The sequence below is a fragment of the Laceyella sediminis genome, from assembly GCF_003003125.1.
GTDB lineage: Bacteria > Bacillota > Bacilli > Thermoactinomycetales > Thermoactinomycetaceae > Laceyella > Laceyella tengchongensis.
Window position 1 is genome coordinate 23,096 of record NZ_PVTZ01000003.1, and the last position, 17,015, is coordinate 40,110.

The 17,015-nt window shown below is 51.6% G+C and carries 19 protein-coding genes; 5 read left to right on the plus strand and 14 right to left on the minus strand.

Going from position 1 to position 17,015, the window contains the following annotated elements:
* Positions 1-6: 6 nt before the first annotated feature.
* The 9 genes from tgt to CLV36_RS04790 all read right to left on the minus strand — a co-directional run bounded on the left by tgt (position 7) and on the right by CLV36_RS04790 (position 7,435).
* The gene (gene tgt, locus CLV36_RS04750) at positions 7-1,143 is read right to left on the minus strand and encodes a tRNA guanosine(34) transglycosylase Tgt (protein ID WP_022736089.1); all 1,137 of its coding nucleotides are present in this window, start codon (positions 1,141-1,143) and stop codon (positions 7-9) included.
* Between the two features lie 55 nt (positions 1,144-1,198).
* Positions 1,199-2,233 (minus strand): tRNA preQ1(34) S-adenosylmethionine ribosyltransferase-isomerase QueA, encoded by a 1,035-nt coding sequence (gene queA, locus CLV36_RS04755; protein WP_106342036.1) that lies wholly within the window; start codon positions 2,231-2,233, stop codon positions 1,199-1,201.
* Positions 2,234-2,423: 190 nt separating this feature from the next.
* Entirely contained in the window at positions 2,424-2,642 is a 219-nt protein-coding gene (locus tag CLV36_RS04760) for a DUF2905 domain-containing protein (protein ID WP_102992079.1), read from the minus strand.
* Complete coding sequence (ruvB, locus tag CLV36_RS04765; protein ID WP_102992078.1) at positions 2,639-3,640, minus strand: Holliday junction branch migration DNA helicase RuvB; 1,002 nt, start codon at positions 3,638-3,640, stop codon at positions 2,639-2,641. The genes CLV36_RS04760 and ruvB overlap by 4 nt, the downstream gene beginning before the upstream one ends.
* A gap of 13 nt (positions 3,641-3,653) precedes the next feature.
* Positions 3,654-4,265: a Holliday junction branch migration protein RuvA gene (gene ruvA, locus CLV36_RS04770; protein WP_106341913.1), complete on the minus strand. Its 612-nt coding sequence runs from the start codon at positions 4,263-4,265 to the stop codon at positions 3,654-3,656.
* Positions 4,262-4,768, minus strand: a complete 507-nt coding sequence (ruvC, locus tag CLV36_RS04775; protein ID WP_106341914.1) for a crossover junction endodeoxyribonuclease RuvC — start codon at positions 4,766-4,768, stop codon at positions 4,262-4,264. The genes ruvA and ruvC overlap by 4 nt, the downstream gene beginning before the upstream one ends.
* A 182-nt stretch (positions 4,769-4,950) precedes the next feature.
* Positions 4,951-5,811, minus strand: a complete 861-nt coding sequence (locus tag CLV36_RS04780) for a YitT family protein (protein WP_102992075.1) — start codon at positions 5,809-5,811, stop codon at positions 4,951-4,953.
* Positions 5,812-5,894: 83 nt separating this feature from the next.
* Entirely contained in the window at positions 5,895-6,770 is an 876-nt protein-coding gene (locus tag CLV36_RS04785) for a polysaccharide deacetylase family protein (protein ID WP_106341915.1), read from the minus strand.
* A 35-nt stretch (positions 6,771-6,805) separates the two neighbouring features.
* Positions 6,806-7,435 carry a class I SAM-dependent methyltransferase gene (locus CLV36_RS04790; RefSeq protein WP_425436549.1) on the minus strand — a complete coding sequence of 210 codons (630 nt, stop codon included), beginning with the start codon at positions 7,433-7,435 and terminating at the stop codon, positions 6,806-6,808.
* A 244-nt stretch (positions 7,436-7,679) separates the two neighbouring features.
* On the opposite strand from CLV36_RS04790, the gene CLV36_RS04795 reads away from it, so the two are divergent.
* From CLV36_RS04795 to CLV36_RS04815, 5 genes are all read left to right on the plus strand, one after another.
* On the plus strand, positions 7,680-8,579 hold the full coding sequence (locus CLV36_RS04795; RefSeq protein WP_106341917.1) for a DMT family transporter: 900 nt from the start codon (positions 7,680-7,682) through the stop codon (positions 8,577-8,579).
* 267 nt (positions 8,580-8,846) lie between these two features.
* Complete coding sequence (locus CLV36_RS04800) at positions 8,847-9,770, plus strand: metal ABC transporter solute-binding protein, Zn/Mn family (protein WP_106341918.1); 924 nt, start codon at positions 8,847-8,849, stop codon at positions 9,768-9,770.
* 21 nt (positions 9,771-9,791) lie between these two features.
* The gene (locus tag CLV36_RS04805) at positions 9,792-10,556 is read left to right on the plus strand and encodes a metal ABC transporter ATP-binding protein (RefSeq protein WP_106341919.1); all 765 of its coding nucleotides are present in this window, start codon (positions 9,792-9,794) and stop codon (positions 10,554-10,556) included.
* Positions 10,557-10,560: 4 nt separating this feature from the next.
* Positions 10,561-11,835: a metal ABC transporter permease gene (locus tag CLV36_RS04810; RefSeq protein ID WP_106341920.1), complete on the plus strand. Its 1,275-nt coding sequence runs from the start codon at positions 10,561-10,563 to the stop codon at positions 11,833-11,835.
* The gene (locus tag CLV36_RS04815; RefSeq protein WP_106341921.1) at positions 11,832-12,725 is read left to right on the plus strand and encodes a metal ABC transporter permease; all 894 of its coding nucleotides are present in this window, start codon (positions 11,832-11,834) and stop codon (positions 12,723-12,725) included. Before CLV36_RS04810 ends, CLV36_RS04815 begins: the two co-directional genes overlap by 4 nt.
* Positions 12,726-12,810: 85 nt before the next feature.
* On the opposite strand, the gene CLV36_RS04820 is transcribed toward CLV36_RS04815, so the two are convergent.
* The 5 genes from CLV36_RS04820 to CLV36_RS04840 all read right to left on the minus strand — a co-directional run bounded on the left by CLV36_RS04820 (position 12,811) and on the right by CLV36_RS04840 (position 17,005).
* Positions 12,811-13,389 carry a DUF1572 family protein gene (locus CLV36_RS04820; protein WP_106341922.1) on the minus strand — a complete coding sequence of 193 codons (579 nt, stop codon included), beginning with the start codon at positions 13,387-13,389 and terminating at the stop codon, positions 12,811-12,813.
* A gap of 117 nt (positions 13,390-13,506) precedes the next feature.
* On the minus strand, positions 13,507-14,262 hold the full coding sequence (locus tag CLV36_RS04825; protein WP_054095438.1) for a YebC/PmpR family DNA-binding transcriptional regulator: 756 nt from the start codon (positions 14,260-14,262) through the stop codon (positions 13,507-13,509).
* A 23-nt stretch (positions 14,263-14,285) separates the two neighbouring features.
* The gene (locus CLV36_RS04830) at positions 14,286-15,137 is read right to left on the minus strand and encodes an NAD+ synthase (RefSeq protein WP_228502689.1); all 852 of its coding nucleotides are present in this window, start codon (positions 15,135-15,137) and stop codon (positions 14,286-14,288) included.
* Positions 15,134-15,991, minus strand: a complete 858-nt coding sequence (locus CLV36_RS04835; RefSeq protein WP_022736072.1) for a nitrilase-related carbon-nitrogen hydrolase — start codon at positions 15,989-15,991, stop codon at positions 15,134-15,136. The genes CLV36_RS04830 and CLV36_RS04835 overlap by 4 nt, the downstream gene beginning before the upstream one ends.
* Positions 15,992-16,060: 69 nt before the next feature.
* Entirely contained in the window at positions 16,061-17,005 is a 945-nt protein-coding gene (locus tag CLV36_RS04840) for a phosphotransferase (protein ID WP_102992065.1), read from the minus strand.
* Positions 17,006-17,015 lie beyond the last annotated feature (10 nt).

Consider the following 17,015-nt stretch of genomic DNA (forward strand, 5'->3'; position numbering starts at 1 on the left):
GTTCAATTAAAAAGCAGCATTTGGATTCAACGATCCATAATACTTCATCATGAACTCATCGCGGAAATCAAGCAGGCGATCTTCGCGAATCGCTTGCCGCACTTGCTCCATCAGCTTAAGCAGGAAATACAGGTTGTGATAGGTCGTTAAGCGCAACCCGAACGTTTCATCCGCCTTGATTAGATGGCGCAAGTACGCACGTGTGTAATTGCGGCAGGTGTAACAATCACATGCCGGATCAAGTGGGGTGTAATCCCGCGCGAATTTGGCGTTGCGCACTACCAATCGGCCTTGGCTAGTCATGGTGGTTCCGTTGCGCGCAATTCGCGTCGGCAATACACAGTCAAACATGTCAATTCCCAAAATCGCCCCTTGGATGAGGGCATCCGGCGAACCGACACCCATCAAGTAGCGTGGTTTGTGCTCAGGCAGATGTGGTGTGGTATAAGATAACACTTCATACATGACCTCTTTGGGCTCGCCTACGCTCAAACCACCAACCGCATACCCCGGCAAGTCCAATTCCACCAATTGCTTGGCACTCTCTTCGCGCAGGTCTTGATGCATGCCTCCTTGCACAATCCCAAACAGCGCCTGGTCATGCGGTCGTGCGTGTGCTTTGATGCAACGCTTCAACCAGCGGTATGTACGTTCGGTGGAAGCTTTAACATACGCTTTTTCAGCCGGGTGTGGCGGACATTCATCAAAAGCCATGATGATATCCGCTCCGAGCGCGTTTTGGATTTCCATCGCCTTTTCCGGGCTGATGAACAGCTTTTCCCCGCTTAAATGCGAACGGAATGTTACCCCTTCTTCTGTGATGTTGCGCAGCTGGCTCAGGCTGAACACCTGAAATCCACCGCTATCGGTCAGGATGGGCCGATCCCAATTCATGAAGGAATGAAGGCCACCCGCTTCTTTGACAATGTCATGCCCCGGACGCAAAAAGAGATGATAAGTGTTGGACAAGATAATTTGCGCGTTCATCTCTTTCAATTCTTCCGGGCTCATTGTCTTAACGGTGGCTTGCGTTCCCACAGGCATGAAGATCGGCGTCTCGATTGTCCCGTGCGGTGTATGTAAACGGCCCAAGCGGGCACCAGACTGCTTGCATGTTTTAATCAGTTCATACCGAACAGCCAAGATGTTTCCTCCTACCAAATTTGCGTCGCTAATAACCATTATAGAGATGATCACATCAAATAATCAACATCGCATCTCCAAAACTGAAGAATCGGTACCGCTGTTTCACCGCTTCTTCGTAAGCCTTCATGATCAATTCCCTTGTCGCGAAAGCGCTCACCAGCATAAGCAGGGTAGACTGCGGCAGGTGGAAATTGGTGACCAAGCCGTCAACTACCTGATAAACATAACCGGGATAGATGAAGATATCCGTCCAGCCGCTATCGGCCCGCACCTCTCCGCCGTGGCGGGAGGCCACCGTTTCTAGCGTGCGCACAGAAGTGGTTCCGACCGCAATCACCCGCTTCCCTTGTCGCTTGGCCTCATTGATGAGGGCAGCTGTTTCTTGGCTCAGCTCATAATACTCAGCATGCATGTGATGATCTTCCACTCTTTCCACCGTCACCGGCCGAAATGTGCCCAAGCCGACGTGAAGGGTTACAAACGCCAGTTTCACCCCTTTTTGCTTCGCTTGCTCCAGCAACTCCGGAGTGAAATGCAATCCCGCCGTGGGCGCCGCCGCCGAGCCAATCACCCTAGAAAAAACGGTCTGATAACGCTCCGGATCGTCCAATTGCTCATGAATGTAAGGAGGCAGAGGCATTTGGCCCAATTCTTGAAACAGCGACTCTACATCGTCTACCTCGTATTCCAAGCGAAACACACGGCCGCCCGCCACCTCAGTAGATGCCTCGGCCACTGCCCGCAAACGCCCGCCGCCAAAGCAGACCACCGTTCCTTCTTTTACTCGCTTGGCCGGTTTGACCAACGCTTCCCAACGGTCTTCTCCAAGCGGCTTAAGCAAAAGCAGTTCGATTTTGGCGCCCGTCTCCTCTTTGACTCCGATCAATCTGGCTGGCCGAACCCGACTGTCATTCAGCACCAACACGTCTCCAGCTTCCAAATAATCAAGCAAATGCGGAAACCGGGTGTGCTCCCACGTCTGGCGCTTGCGGTCAACCACCATGAGGCGGGAGCCCGTCCGGTCCTTGATCGGGGTTTGGGCGATTAATTCTTGCGGCAATTCAAAGTGATATTGTGCTACGTCCATCTTGATCCCTTCTCTCAAACAATTCAAACCTTCCACTTGTCCCGTAGCTTGTCTGTTCAAGCCCATAACGGGACAAGTCCAACCCACCCGAAAAGCGGCGGCCATCTAGGGCATCACTCACCGCTTCCGGAGAAACGAAAAGGCGGGTGGCTGTTGAAACGGTTCGCCACCCACCCCCGCTGACTGCTCTCTAACGAAAAAAACGAATCAGATAACTAACCAACGACAAAATCACACTGATGAGAATGCAAGTCATGATCGGAAAATAAATCTTCACTTGCTCCTTTTCAACCACGACATCCCCGGGTAAGCGGCCCAGAGGCAAATACTTGCCGCCTACTTGCCATATCAGGCCGACCACAACCAGGATGACGCCGATGATGATGAAGGTTTTCGCCACAGGATTCATTTAGGCCACTCCACTTGTAAATGTTCGCAACAGCGCATGGTGACCATCCGCCCGCGCGGGGTGCGTTGCAAAAAGCCGATTTGCATCAAATACGGCTCGTACACGTCCTCAATCGTGTGCGATTCCTCACCGATCGTCGCCGCGAGCGTTTCCAGACCAACTGGGCCACCGCGAAACTTTTCGATGATTGTCATCAACAGCCGATGATCCACATGATCTAACCCCATTTTATCCACTTGGATGCGATCCAATGCGTCACGGGCTCCCGCTTCGGTGATGATTCCCTCTCCGCGTACTTGCACGAAATCGCGCACCCGTTTCAGCAAACGGTTGGCAATCCGCGGCGTCCCCCTTGCTCTGGACGCGATTTCAACCGCTCCCGCTTCCTGGATCGGCACCTGCAACAAATCGGCCGCCCGGGAAACGATCAAGGTCAATTCTTCCACTGTATAATACTCTAAGCGGCTCATTACGCCAAACCGATCCCTGAGCGGCGAAGATAGCGAACCGGCCCGCGTCGTCGCCCCCACCAGCGTAAACGGGGGCAAATCCAACCGGACAGAGCGCGCGCTCGGTCCCTTCCCAATCACAATGTCGAGCGCGAAATCTTCCATCGCCGGATAAAGCACTTCCTCCACTGACCGGTTCAAACGGTGAATTTCGTCGATAAACAACAGATCATGTGGTTGCAAATTGGTCAAAATGGCTGCAAGGTCACCCGGTCGCTCAATCGCCGGCCCCGAAGTGGTGCGTATGCTAACCCCCAATTCGTTGGCGATGATATTGGAGAGCGTCGTCTTCCCCAATCCAGGCGGCCCGTACAACAGCACATGATCCAACGCCTCGCCCCGCATTTTGGCCGCTTCGATATAGACTTTAAGATTCTCTTTGACCCGCGACTGCCCGATATATTCACTGAAAAAACGAGGGCGCAGACTAAATTCGGCCATTTCTTCGTCTTCGTTGGTCAATTTGGCCGAGATGATGCGGTCATCCATCGTCCGTCCCCCCTCATCGCTTCATCATCGCCTGCAACGCTTTCTTGATCCACTCTTCCGTGGACACGGACGCGTCAATCGTTTGTCCGCTTTCGCGCACCGCCCACTCCGCCTCTTCCTCATTATAGCCAAGGGCTAACAGGGCATCAATCACGTCGCGCTCCGCGTTTGGCACCACTGGTGGCAACGATGCGGTTTCGGCGGCCAGATCCAGGCCTGGCTCCCAACCCAGTTTGGCCAGCTTGTCCTTCAGGTCAAGCACCAACCGTTGCGCCGTTTTCTTGCCGACCCCAGGGAGCTTGGTCAAGGTTTTGACGTCTTCAATATGTATCGCTCGAACCAAAGCTTCTGGCGACATATGCGTCAACATGGCCAAGGCCGCTTTCGGCCCGACGCCGGACACTTCCAACAGCAGGCGGAACAGGTTGCGCTCCCGCTTGGTTTTGAAGCCATAAAGCAACTGCGCGTCTTCCCGCACCACAAAATGGGTGTACAGCATCACCTCTTCCCCGTCAGCAAACGCAAACGGATTGGGGACGAACACTTGATGGCCAAGCCCACGCACATCAACCGCCAGATAGTCGGCTTCGTGGTACACGACTTCCCCTTTGACGAATTCAATCATGATTTCATTCCCCACTTGCTTATCTTATGTATCGATTGCGATGAATGCGCTTCGCAGATGGCGATGGCCAACGCGTCGGCAACATCGTCCGGCTTAGGCGCGCGCGGCAGATTCAGAAGCATTTTCACCATCTCCTGCACCTGCTTTTTTTCAGCCTGCCCATACCCGACCACCGCCATTTTTACTTGCAACGGCGTGTACTCCGTGATCGGCACGCCGGCTTCCTCCGCGGCCAGCATCATCACTCCACGCGCTTGCCCTACCGTGAACGCCGTGGTCACATTGCGGTTGAAAAACAACTTTTCAATCGCGACCACGTCGGGTTGAAAAACGCGAAACAGCTTGGTGCACGCGTCATAAATCTGTTTCAATCTGGTTGCGGTCGGCAAGTCGGCTTCCGTTTGGATGCTGCCGTATTCAACCGCCTTCAAATGGTTTCCCCTCCGGTCCAACACACCAAACCCGACGATGGCGATCCCCGGATCAATTCCCATGATTCGCATGGTTTGAAGCCCCTCTCCATAAAGCGAACATTCATTCTCAGCAAATTATACCATACCCGGACAAAAAAAAGAGCCCTGCACGAAAGAACGCGCACAGCTTGTCTTAGGACGGGTTCGGGCAAATGAAGTTAAAGTAGGTGAGGGGGTGAAAAAGATCTTTGCAATAGCGAATAGGAACGTCCTTAGTGAATATCTTTCTTTTTAAACCGGCCGCCGCGCACATCATGGACATGCCCTATGGCCAAAAAGGCTTCGTGGTCGATCTCTTCAACGATTTCTTTGAGCTTGGCTTCTTCTAGACGGGTCACCACGCAGAAGATCACTTCCTTATCCTCTCCCGTGTAAGCGCCTTCAGCATTAAAATAAGTAACCCCTCGCCCCAATCTGCTCAATAGGGCGTCTCCGATGGCCCTGGATTTCTCGCTAATAATCCAAACCGACCGTGTTTCATTAAATCCTTCGATGGTGATGTCAATCATTTTGAACGCGATATAATAAGCGATCAGCGAGTACATGGCCCGATCCCAACCAAACACAAAGCCAGCGCTACCCAGAATGAACAAGTTGAAAAACATCACAATCTGGCCCACCGAAAACGGGGACTGCTTGGTGAGCAAGATGGCCATCACTTCCGTGCCGTCTAACGATCCACCGTACCGAATGACAATCCCGACGCCAATCCCTACGATGATCCCGCCGAATACGGCAGCCAACAGCGGATCATTCGTCACCTTGTCCACATGATGAAACAAGGAAGTGCTGACCGCCATAGTCAACACACCCAACAATGTGGACAAAGCGAACGTTTTCCCGATCTGCTTATATCCGAATAAAAAGAAAGGCAGGTTGAGAACGAGCAAGAACAGTCCCAGATTCAACCCTGTCAGATAAGATAAAATGATAGATATCCCCACGATGCCGCCGTCGATGACGTTGTTGGGCACCATGAACAGTTCCAAACCGATGGCAACCAAAACGGCGCCAATCATAATCAAAATGATGTGCCTGAACAGATACCAAGACCTGCTTTTCTTCTTCTCCATGATCCTCAGTGTCCTCCATTTACAAACCCATTTCACGATTTGCTACATAAACGGCATAAGTTGCAGAACCGACTCCTGTATGCTCACGGATTACCTGTTTCGGAATATGCTTGGATATCGTACAATTGGTCGATGGTGACAAATTCATATCCGTTATCTCTCAAGTAAGCGATAATCCGGGGCAACGCTTTAACCGTGTTTTCGATTTGCGGTCCACCGAAGGAGTGCTGCAAAACGATGCCGCCCGCTTCAATATCCTTTTTCACTTTATTGACGATATCATCGGAAGAGTTTCCTTCCTGCCAATCCAGTGTGTCCACATTCCATGGGATCATTTTGTAACCCTTTTTGGTTAGATGGGCAGTGATTTTCTCATCAATCACCCCAAATGGCGGACGGAAGAAGAGGGGTTTTTTGTGGATGGCGTGGTAGATCAAAGCGTCAGTAAGTTTGATCTCAGCATCCAGCTGGGCCATGGTGAGCTTGGTAAGTTCTCGGTGAGAGTAAGAATGATTTCCTACCACATGCCCTTCCCGCACCATCCGCCGCACCACTTTCGGGTACTTTTGAACCATCTTGCCCACCACAAAAAACGTGGCTGGAACCCGTTCTTTCTTTAGGACAGATAACACTTGGGGGGTGTATTGCAAATCAGGGCCATCGTCAAACGTCAATGCTACTCGTTTGCGCAAACGCGGGTGTGCTGGTATAGCTGTCTTCTTTGCATCAGCTGCCATCGGCGGTTTGCCCAACATCACATCCTTGGCCCCGCTCAAACGATGCTGTTCAACCGGCTGGCGCGGTAGCTGGCCGTTTCCAGAGGATGTCTTCTGTTCCTGCCGGGCTTTTTGCACATATTTTGTCGCCGCGAGGAGCGCCTCATCATTTTGTATGCAGCCGATCAGGCAGACCGCACACAATCCCAATATCCCCCATTTCATTTTCCGTTGATCTGGCATTCCATTCACTCCTACTGTACGCAGAAATCTCCAAATCAATCGATGTTAGCGCAAAGGGATGGGTTCTGTACGGAACAACTACTTTTAATGTCTGCACTCTCGGTTCGGCAAGTATAAACGAATGCTGGGGGCAGATTCATCGGTACGAACTCCAAGGACATCTCTGCAAACCACTCGGAAAACTGGCGCTTCATCTGCAACGAATATTGGAAAGCGACAAACATCCCCCCTGGTTTCAACGCGCCCGTCACTTGCTCCAGCAACGCGTCTCTCAAACCCTGCGAAAAACAGGCGAACGGAAGACCCGAGACGATCACGTCAACCTGATTTCTTCCCAACTTGTTCTGTTCAAGCACCCGGAGCAACTCCAATGCGTCCGATTCGATCTGGAACTGCGGAAAACGCGTTTGCAGTGACTTTCGCAACGGTTCATCTTGCTCAAAAATCATCACATGTGAACCTGGTTGCGCAAATTGAGCTAGCGCCTTGGTAAACACTCCTGTGCCCGCTCCCAATTCCACGATGGTCGATGCAGAAGAAAACGGAATCTTGCTCATCATCGCCTTGGTCAAGTAGCGGGAGCTGGGAGCCACGCTTCCCACCAGATGTGGGGTTTTAATAAACGTATGAAAAAAACGTAACCGTTCTACCCATGGTTGAGACAAAATGGTCATACTCCCCATCCCTTTCCTAATGCCGATTAATCCAATTGGATTTATAATATTATTCTATCCCGTTGCTGTTTCTTCTACAAGCGTCCCCTTGACCCACCTTTTGTATAACTGAGAAATTTGGGCAATGGCGCCAGCCGCCCGCGCCCTAAGCGACCGGAAAGTGATCACTTCCACACGCAAAAAATGGTAGGATAAAAGGCAAACGCTATCTAGCAAGAAGAAAAGAGGGTTGGTCATGAAGAGTCGTGTGTCCACCGACTTCATATTGTTGTTCATTGCCTTCGTCTGGGGCGCCACTTTCGTCATCGTGCAGGACACCATTCACACCTTGCCGCCATTTTGGTATCTCACCTTCCGCTTCTCGCTGGCAGCCGCCGTGTTGCTCATCTTCGCCTTCCGGCCAGATCACACGAAATTTTCGATAAATTGGCAACACCATTTGCTGGCTGGTTCGATATTGGGCTTCTTTTTGTTTGCCGGCTACGCGCTACAAACGCTCAGTCTGTTTTATACCACTTCGGGCAAGTCTGGGTTCCTCACCGGCATTTCCGTCGCCTTGGTTCCCTTTTTGGCCAAACCGATCTTAAAAACCGCGATTACGCCGAATGGGCTCATCGGTGTGACCATGGCCGTCATCGGACTATACTTGCTCGCTTTCACGGATTTCCATTCCATCAACACCGGCGATCTACTCGCTTTTCTCTGCGCCATCTTTTTCGCTTTGCAAATCGTCTACACCGGCAAATACTCTCCCCACGCTAACCCCCTTCTCTTGGTTGCGATTCAGTTGAGCGCGGTTTCCTTATTAAGCTTCTTCTCTGCGCTCCAGTTCGAACCCTGGAAAGAGGTGTGGCGCGCGGACATTCTCTTTAAACCCCTTGTCTTGGTGACATTGTTGATCACTTCCTTGTTGGCGACCACCTTGGCATTCATCGCGCAAACCCATGTGCAGAAAGTGGCCCACCCCACCCGCGTCGCCCTCATATTCGCCATGGAACCCGTTTTCGCTGCGCTCGCTGATTATATTTGGTTTGGCACCGAACTAAGCTGGCGCGCGATGCTGGGCTGCTTATGCATCTTGGCTGGCATGATCGTGGCCGAATTACCGCGGTCTCTACTTCATCGCCACAAGTGAACCCAATCACACTCACCCTAACTCCATGATGAACACCCTGCCCCTTTGTGCACGATAAAAGTGCATCAGGGTGCAGGGTGGTTGCTTTTGAAGGGCAAACTCTTTTTTGAGCAACAACTTATTCATTGACAATATAGAAAGACTTTAACTAGAATATAATTAATCCGAGTTTTGCACTAAACCAACTTATATGCATTCGTGCATAATCTATGCATATGGACAAAGATTGATGAAAACATTGGAAATCGTTCTCGGGAGGAGACCATTATGAACCGGATTCGCGCGAGTTTGATTGTTCTCTTTATTTTGCCGTTATTGTTCATAAGCGCTTGCCAACCGGCAAATAAAAAAGAGACGCACTATCCTCTCCGCGTAACCACGACCACCGGTATGATCGCCGACATCGTGAAAAACGTGGGAGGCAAGCACGTCCAAGTCACAAGCCTCATGGGTCCCGGAGTAGATCCACATTTGTTTAAAGCATCCCAAGGCGATCTTCAGAAACTGGATGACGCGGATCTGATTTTTTATAACGGACTCCATTTGGAAGGGAAAATGGGAGAAATACTAAGGAAAATCGGAAAAACAAAATCCGTGGTGGCTGTTTCCGACCATCTTCCCAAAAGCAAACTGCTCACTGCTGAAAAAGATCAATTAGACCCCCACATCTGGTTTGATGTCCAACTGTGGATGGAAGCAACCAACCGGGTCAAACAGACGTTGAGCCAAATCGATCCCCAGCACCGACAAGATTACGAGCGCCAAACTCAGCAGTATTTGGCAAAGCTGGAACAATTGGATGAATACGCTCGCCAGCAAATCGGCTCCATCCCCAAAAGACAACGCGTGCTGGTTACTGCGCATGACGCATTTGGCTATTTTGGCCGCGCCTACGACATGGAAGTGGTGGGCTTGCAAGGAATCAACACCACGGCTGAATATGGCATTGCCGATGTTTCCGGCTTGGTAGACTTGCTCACTTCGCGCAAAATCAAAGCGGTATTCGTGGAATCAAGCGTGCCGAAGCGCTCCATCGAAGCGGTTGTGCAAGGTGCCCGGCAACGGGGGCATCACGTGCGCATCGGGGGACAGCTGTTTTCGGATGCGATGGGCGAAACCGGAACGCCAGCTGGAACCTATATCGGCATGGTGCGGCACAATGTTGATGTCATTACGGAAGCATTAAAATAAATGTAAATGGGGTGAACGACAATGAAACAAAAACATGCGGCACCCGTGTCTGTGGAGCGTTTATCCGTCGCATACCATAAAAAACCGGTGTTAAGAGAGATCACTTATGCTTCGCCTGAAGGGGAGCTGATTGGGATCATCGGTCCTAACGGCGCAGGAAAATCCACCTTCATAAAAGCCGTATTGGGCTTATTACCTCTCACCGGCGGCACAGTCCACATCTACGGGCAGCCCTATCGAGCCACTCAGCAACTGATCGGCTATGTTCCCCAACGCGAATCCGTCGACTGGGATTTCCCGACCGACGTTCTTGATGTGGTGATGATGGGAAGATACGGGAAGTTGGGATGGTTTAAACGCCCTGGAAAACCAGACCGCGACATCGCCATGGCTTGCCTTGATAAAGTGGGGATGGCCGACTTTGCCAAACGGCAAATTAGCCAACTGTCGGGCGGACAGCAACAACGGGTATTTCTGGCACGGGCGCTCGCCCAAGACGCAACCATCTACTTTATGGATGAACCATTCGCAGGCGTGGATGCTGCTACGGAAAAAGCAATCATCCAGGTGTTGCAGGAACTGAGAGCCCATAACAAAACCGTGTTTGTCGTGCATCATGACCTGCAAACGGTCACCGATTACTTTGATTCAGTCATCCTTCTTAACATGCGGCTAATCGCGGCGGGACCCACCAAAGAGACATTCACCGTGGAAAACCTGCAAAAAACTTACGGCGGACGGCTCGCTATATTGCCTAGACAGTTTGATTTGACAATGATGGGGTGAAATCATGTTCGAACCAAATGCATTATGGGTTGTCGCGGGCACCAGCGTGTTAGGCCTGACCAGCGGCATCATCGGCAGTTTCGCCTTTTTGCGAAAACGGGGGTTGATGGGGGATGTTCTTTCTCACGCCGCGTTGCCGGGCATCTGTTTGGCATTTATGGTCACAGGCACGAAAAATATGTTTGCGTTTTTAATCGGTGCGCTGCTCACCGGTCTGGTCGCATCATTTGCGATCAACTTCATCACGGCACACTCGCGCATCAAAGAAGATACCGCCTTGGGACTCACTTTGTCTGTCTTCTTCGGGTTGGGCATTGTGTTACTCACGCAAATCCAACACAGCCCTAACGGAAACCAAAGCGGTCTGGACAAATTTTTATTCGGGCAAGCCGCGGCGATCATCCAGTCGGACTTGTTGTGGTTGGGCATCATATCACTTTTATTAATCACTCTTTGCGCGCTGTTTTTCAAGGAACTGAAACTTCTTTCGTTCGATCCGGCCTTTGCCAAAAGCATCGGTTTTCCTTTGCGCCCTTTGGAATTCCTGTTCATGTTACTGTTAGTCACCACGGTGGTCATCGGCTTGCAAGCGGCGGGCGTGATCTTGATGGCCGCGCTCCTGATCACCCCGGCCGCCGCCGCCCGTTATTGGACGGAAAGGCTTGGGCAGATGGTTGTCATCGCCGCATGTTTTGGCGGACTCTCAGGTTTGCTCGGCTCTTGGATCAGCACGTTTGGCACGCAATTGTCCACTGGTCCGATCATTGTGCTGTCGTCCACTGCGCTGTTTTTCCTGTCGATGTTATGCGCACCCCGGCGTGGTCTGATCGCTAAAGGCTGGCGTGCAGCCCGTCTGAAAACGAAGTTGGCCGAAGAAGCGGCTTTGACCGCCTTATACGCCTGGATGGAGCGGAATCAACAACCCGCGATTCCCGAGTCGGAGTTACCAGCCATCTTGCTTGAAGCCAAGTTGTCCCCCAAACAGCTGGACAACTTGGTGCGCAAAGGCTGGCTATGCAGGCAGGATGGGGAGCTCACATTTAGCGAAACCGGTTGGAAAGAAGCTTACAACACCACGTTGTTCCAACGGTTGATGGAAGTGTGGGCCATGTACGAAACCTCCATCGACAGCCCGGTTCCCTTGCAAGAAGTCGGGCGCAAAGAAGAGTTCCCCGCGCAATTGCGGCGTACTTTGCTCGGATTGTTGCACAGGCACCAGCATGCGCCTCGATATCTGCCAGATCATCTCGCTCCATCTGAACAGGGGGGATTCTTATGAACGAGCTATGGATCATCCTCACCGGTATGTTGGTAGCCTCCAGTTGCGCTCTGCTTGGATGCTTCCTGATTTTGCGGAAAATGGCGATGGTCGGGGACGCCATCAGCCACGCGGTTCTACCGGGGATCGTCGTCGCGTTTCTCGTCACCGGCGACCGCCATTCGTTTCCTATGCTTTTGGGGGCGGCCGCATTCGGATTGGTTACAACCTTGCTGATCGAGTCGTTGCGCAAATCGGGAGTGCAAGCCGACGCAGCCATTAGCGTCACTTTCACCTCCCTGTTCTCGGTCGGAATCATTTTGGTTTCACTGTTTGCAAGACAAGTCGACTTGGATTTGGATTGCGTTTTGTATGGTGAGATCATCTATGTCCCTTGGGACACCATCATCTGGAACGGTTTGGACTGGGGGCCCAAAGCGGTATGGATTGTAGGAACAACCCTCGTGCTAAACGCACTGGCCATCCTGCTTTTTTATAAACAACTGAAGCTAAGCGCCTTTGACCCCGCCATGGCGGTGGCCCTCGGCATTCCCGTCGCCTTTTTCCACTACCTGCTGATGGGATTGGTATCGGTGACCACCGTCGCTTCGTTTGAAAGCGTAGGGGCCATTCTGGTCGTCGCTATGCTGATCGTTCCAGCGGCAACTGCCTATCTCCTGACCGACCGATTAAGTCGGATGTTGCTATACAGCGTTCTGACTGGTTGTCTCAGTGCGGTCACCGGTTACTTCTTGGCCGGCGCCTTGGACGCTTCGGTTGCTGGGGCCATGACAGTGATGGCAGGTGTCTTTTTCATCCTCGCTTTGTTTCTGTCTCCACGCCACGGTATAGTCACACGCTGGTGGCAACGAATGCGGTTGCGGCGTGATCTGGCTTCCCACGGCGAATAAAGGCGACGCCTCTTTCCCTGATGAAGAGAAAGGGGCGTCGCCTTTTCTCATGCATAGCATAGGATGTTAAATCGAAAAATCGCATTTACTCTCTATCCAGTTTGTCCAGCGGTCTGACCGAATCGGTTTCTTTTTCCGCCTGCCTCAACATTTCTTCCAAATACGTCTGGGATTGTCCGCGCGGAATCGACAAACTCTGCCAGCGATCTCGTTTGAGCCATTTTCCGATGTAAACCATCTGCCCAATATGGCCAGAATAATGAACCACTTGCCTCTGTATGGCTTGTATCACCGTATGTTTCTGCCCTCGGATGGTCACTGTCTTCAACAAATCGTCGGGCGTTAAAGACTCAACCGTATCCAAGACTATCTGCCAGCCTTGTTTCCACTCTTCTTTCATTGCAGCCAGTGTCGGATAACCTCCTTCAAATTCGGCCTCTCTGTTCCGTGTGGGCTTCTCCCCGTCCGTAGTCAAAAAGTCGGACCACCGAGATCGCATGTTGCCGACCAAATGTTTGACGATGATCGCAATGCTGTTCGATTCATCGGCTGGAATCACATTGATCTCTTCGTCATTCAATTGAGCCAAAACCCGCTCACCCATCCGCTTGATGTCGAGGAAATTATCCAGTGCGACAGCTAAATATGCCTGTCCTATGTCCATCCGGATCACCCCATTTTGTAAAGAGAAAATATCGATTATTCAATCTATTCCCTCTGTGCTTCATTACATATACAAATAAACCCAGGATGGCAAGCTCCTGGGCTTGTCGATGCATTGTCATTCTGCGAAACCAGCCAATTCTTCTTCATCTACATCGATATTGGCGTACACGTTTTGCACATCATCGTGCTCTTCCAGCGCATCGACCAACTGAAACACTGCTTTCGCTGCATCTCCTGCCAGATGCACTTTGTTAGAAGGCACAAAGGTCACTTCCGCGGTGGTGAAAACCGCTCCGGCTTCCTCCAGCCCCTTCTTCACATCTTCAAATGCGTCGGGCGAAGTGGTGATTTCAAACGTTTTGTCCGTGGCTTCCACATCATCGGCCCCGTATTCCAACGCGATCAACATGCATTCTTCTTCATCCATCGACACAGCTTCGCGATCGATCACCAAGTAACCTTTACGTTCAAACATCCATGACACACATCCGCTTTCCCCCATGTTTCCCCCGCGTTTGGAGAAAATGTGCCGAATGTCGGCGGCGGTGCGGTTGCGGTTGTCCGTCAAGGTCTCAACCATGATCGCTGTTCCGCTTGGCCCGTATCCTTCATATGTGATGGCTTCATAATCTTTACCATCTCCGCCTCCGGCCGCTTTTTTGATCGCGCGCTCAATATTGTCATTCGGCATGTTTTGCGCGCGTGCTTTGGCAATGGCTAAACGCAACTGATGATTGTTGGCCGGATCTTTGTCACCCATACGGGCAGCCACATAAATTTCCCGTGCCAATTTGGCAAACATCTTGCCCCGCAAGGCATCTTGCCGACCCTTGCGGTGCTGGATGTTTTTCCACTTAGAGTGTCCTGCCATCAGCTTCACTCTCCCAACTTTGTTTATAGACCCCAGTCGCGCAAATACCGGAAATCGACACCCACCGTCCGGTTGCCCACCTTTAAGATCACGGGCATGGTGCGCTTGTACTGGTTTTGAATGATCCGTTTGCTTACTTTAGCGATGAATTCATCCTCAAATCCTTGGGCCCGCAATTGGTCCAACGTGTAACGTTGATCCACCATATAGTGAAGCAAACAATCCACATCCAGGTAAGTAAAGCCCAACTCTCCTTCATCGGTTTGCTCTTCCCACAAGTCGGCGCTTGGTGGCTTGGCGATGATCTGCTCCGGCACTCCCAAATAGACCGCCAACTGGCGCACCTGCGTCTTGTACAAGTCCCCGATCGGGTTGACGGCGGAAGCGGCATCGCCAAATTGTGTGCCATATCCCAACAACAATTCCGTCCGGTTGCTCGTACCAATGACCAAGGCGTTGTAATGGGCCGACAAATCATAAAGAATCGTCATCCGCTCGCGTGCCATTTTATTACCCCGACGTAGCGGTGTCGCATCCGGCATCATGTCAAAGTACGCATCGATCTGCGGCGTGATGTCGATCGTGAGCGCCTCCACCCCGGTCGCCGCAATGGCCGCCTCAGCGTCTTCCAAACTGCTCGGACTGCTTGTCTTATAAGGCATTCTGACAGCAATCACATTCTCCGGGCCAAAGGCGCGCACGCTCAAGTAGAGGGACAAGGCCGAATCGATGCCGCCGGACAAGCCCAAAACTACTTTGCTGAAACCGGCTTTGGTCACCTCTTCGCGAAGGGCGGTCGTGAGCAACTCGGTGGTTAACTCTTCATTCAAGCGCAGGAAAGGCGCTTGTTCTAGCATATCAGCCACCATTTTCATAACCATGTTCCCTCCCCGCTCCGTTTGCGTTTGATACGGGTCAATTCCCGCAAGCTGATGTCTACGTCTTCATCGCGCAACATCGGCATTTGGAAACGCGCTTTCCGCACTTTGTCCAAATCGAGGTCAGCGATGAGCAGCTCCTCTTCAAACAGGGAAGCGCTCTTTTCCACTTTCCCGAACGGGTCCACGACAGCAGAACCCCCAAAGAAGGTCACCCCGTCTTCCGTCCCCACACGGTTAGCGAACAATACGTAACATCCATGCGCCATCGCTTGGGCTTGCAAGATGGCGTGCCAAGCTTCTTGTGAACCCAAGCTCTCGCCGTGTGGTTGGCGCGCAGGCGAATTGGAGGGGACGATCAGGATTTGCGCCCCGTCTTGGGCCAACAGATAAGCGGTGGAAGGGTGCCAAGCATCTTCGCAGATTTGGATGCCCACTTGACCGAAGCGGGTTGGAATGCTACGGATCATTTGACCCCGTCCGAAATAACGGGCCTCATCAAACATTCCATATGTAGGCAAATACACCTTCCGATACAGGTAATGAAGGCTTTGTTGGGTGACGTATGCAGCGGAGTTGTACAAAATGTGCTCAGGGCTGTGTTCCACAAAGCCGAACACGAGATCCATCTCACCCGCTGCCTGAATCAATTGCTGAATGTCGGGGCTGAAAGGATCCCTAGCCATTTCGTAGGTCAAATCCATCAGATTGTACCCCGTCACACTCAGCTCAGGGAAGATCAAAAGATCCACCTGCTCCTCTCGGGCCCGGTGGATCATTTCCTCGTGCAATTCCAAATTAATATCCACTCGCCCCAAGCGTGGTTTGATCTGTGCAAGTCCTATTCTCATGCTTTGGCCTCCTCAGGCAAAAACAAGGCTATATAAAATCAATCTACATCATACCATAAGCTTTTCCATCTACCAATAGAATAGTTGTTTCGATTGTGATTTCCATTTGCTTCGGCATTCCGCTATTTTATGCAAGTACGGCAGGGAATATTTCAACCGGTACCCTCGTTTTTGCTCTGCCAAACCGATCGCTTCCCTCATGAATTCATTGGGGAAAGCGAGCAACACGGACAGGACTTTTTTTTCAAACGAAGACAGGAGGCGCTCTTTTTCATACTGAACTAAAAACATGCGCAACCATTCTTCCGACCATTCATTCTCTACCAAGATGCGTGAAACCATTTGCCACACATCACCAATCTGGGCATCATACGACGCTGTCTCAAAATCAATCAGCCAGACGCGCCCCGCTTTATCAACCATCCAATTGTGGCTGGCCAAATCGCGATGGCTTAGGGCGTGCAAGCGGCGCTCTTTCAATGAAAAGCGGGTTAGAGGGAGTTGCCGCAATCGCTCCCAAGCCGCCAAACCATCCAGATAAAAATCCCGGCCGTGCGCCAATAGAAGCTCGCGCAGGGGCGCTTCCAATTGCTCCACCTTTTGGAGCACGCGGTAAAATTGATTTAAGCGATCGGCAATCCGTTCGGACAAGAGAAAGGCCGCCTCATCTATCGGCGGCGTCATCAATCTCCGACCCAAACGATGGAAAATCGCCAATGTCTCAACCATTTTCTCGACATCTTCTCTAATGGAGTACCGGCCCGTCTTTCCTTCAATAAACGGCATGAACAACCATTCTCCGCCATCTGAGCGGATGGGTTGCATCGAAGTGAACCCCCTCAGGCGCAACTCGTAATCTACTTGAACCCACCACCTGAGCCAAGTCGGATGCACATGTTTGGCGATCCACTTCTGATGATCCGTTTCGATACACCAATTTTTGCGGTAAGGCTTCATCTGGTGTACGTTGCTATGTAGGACGGTTTCCACAAGGGATCGGTGGGGTTGTTTCATCGCTCCTTTC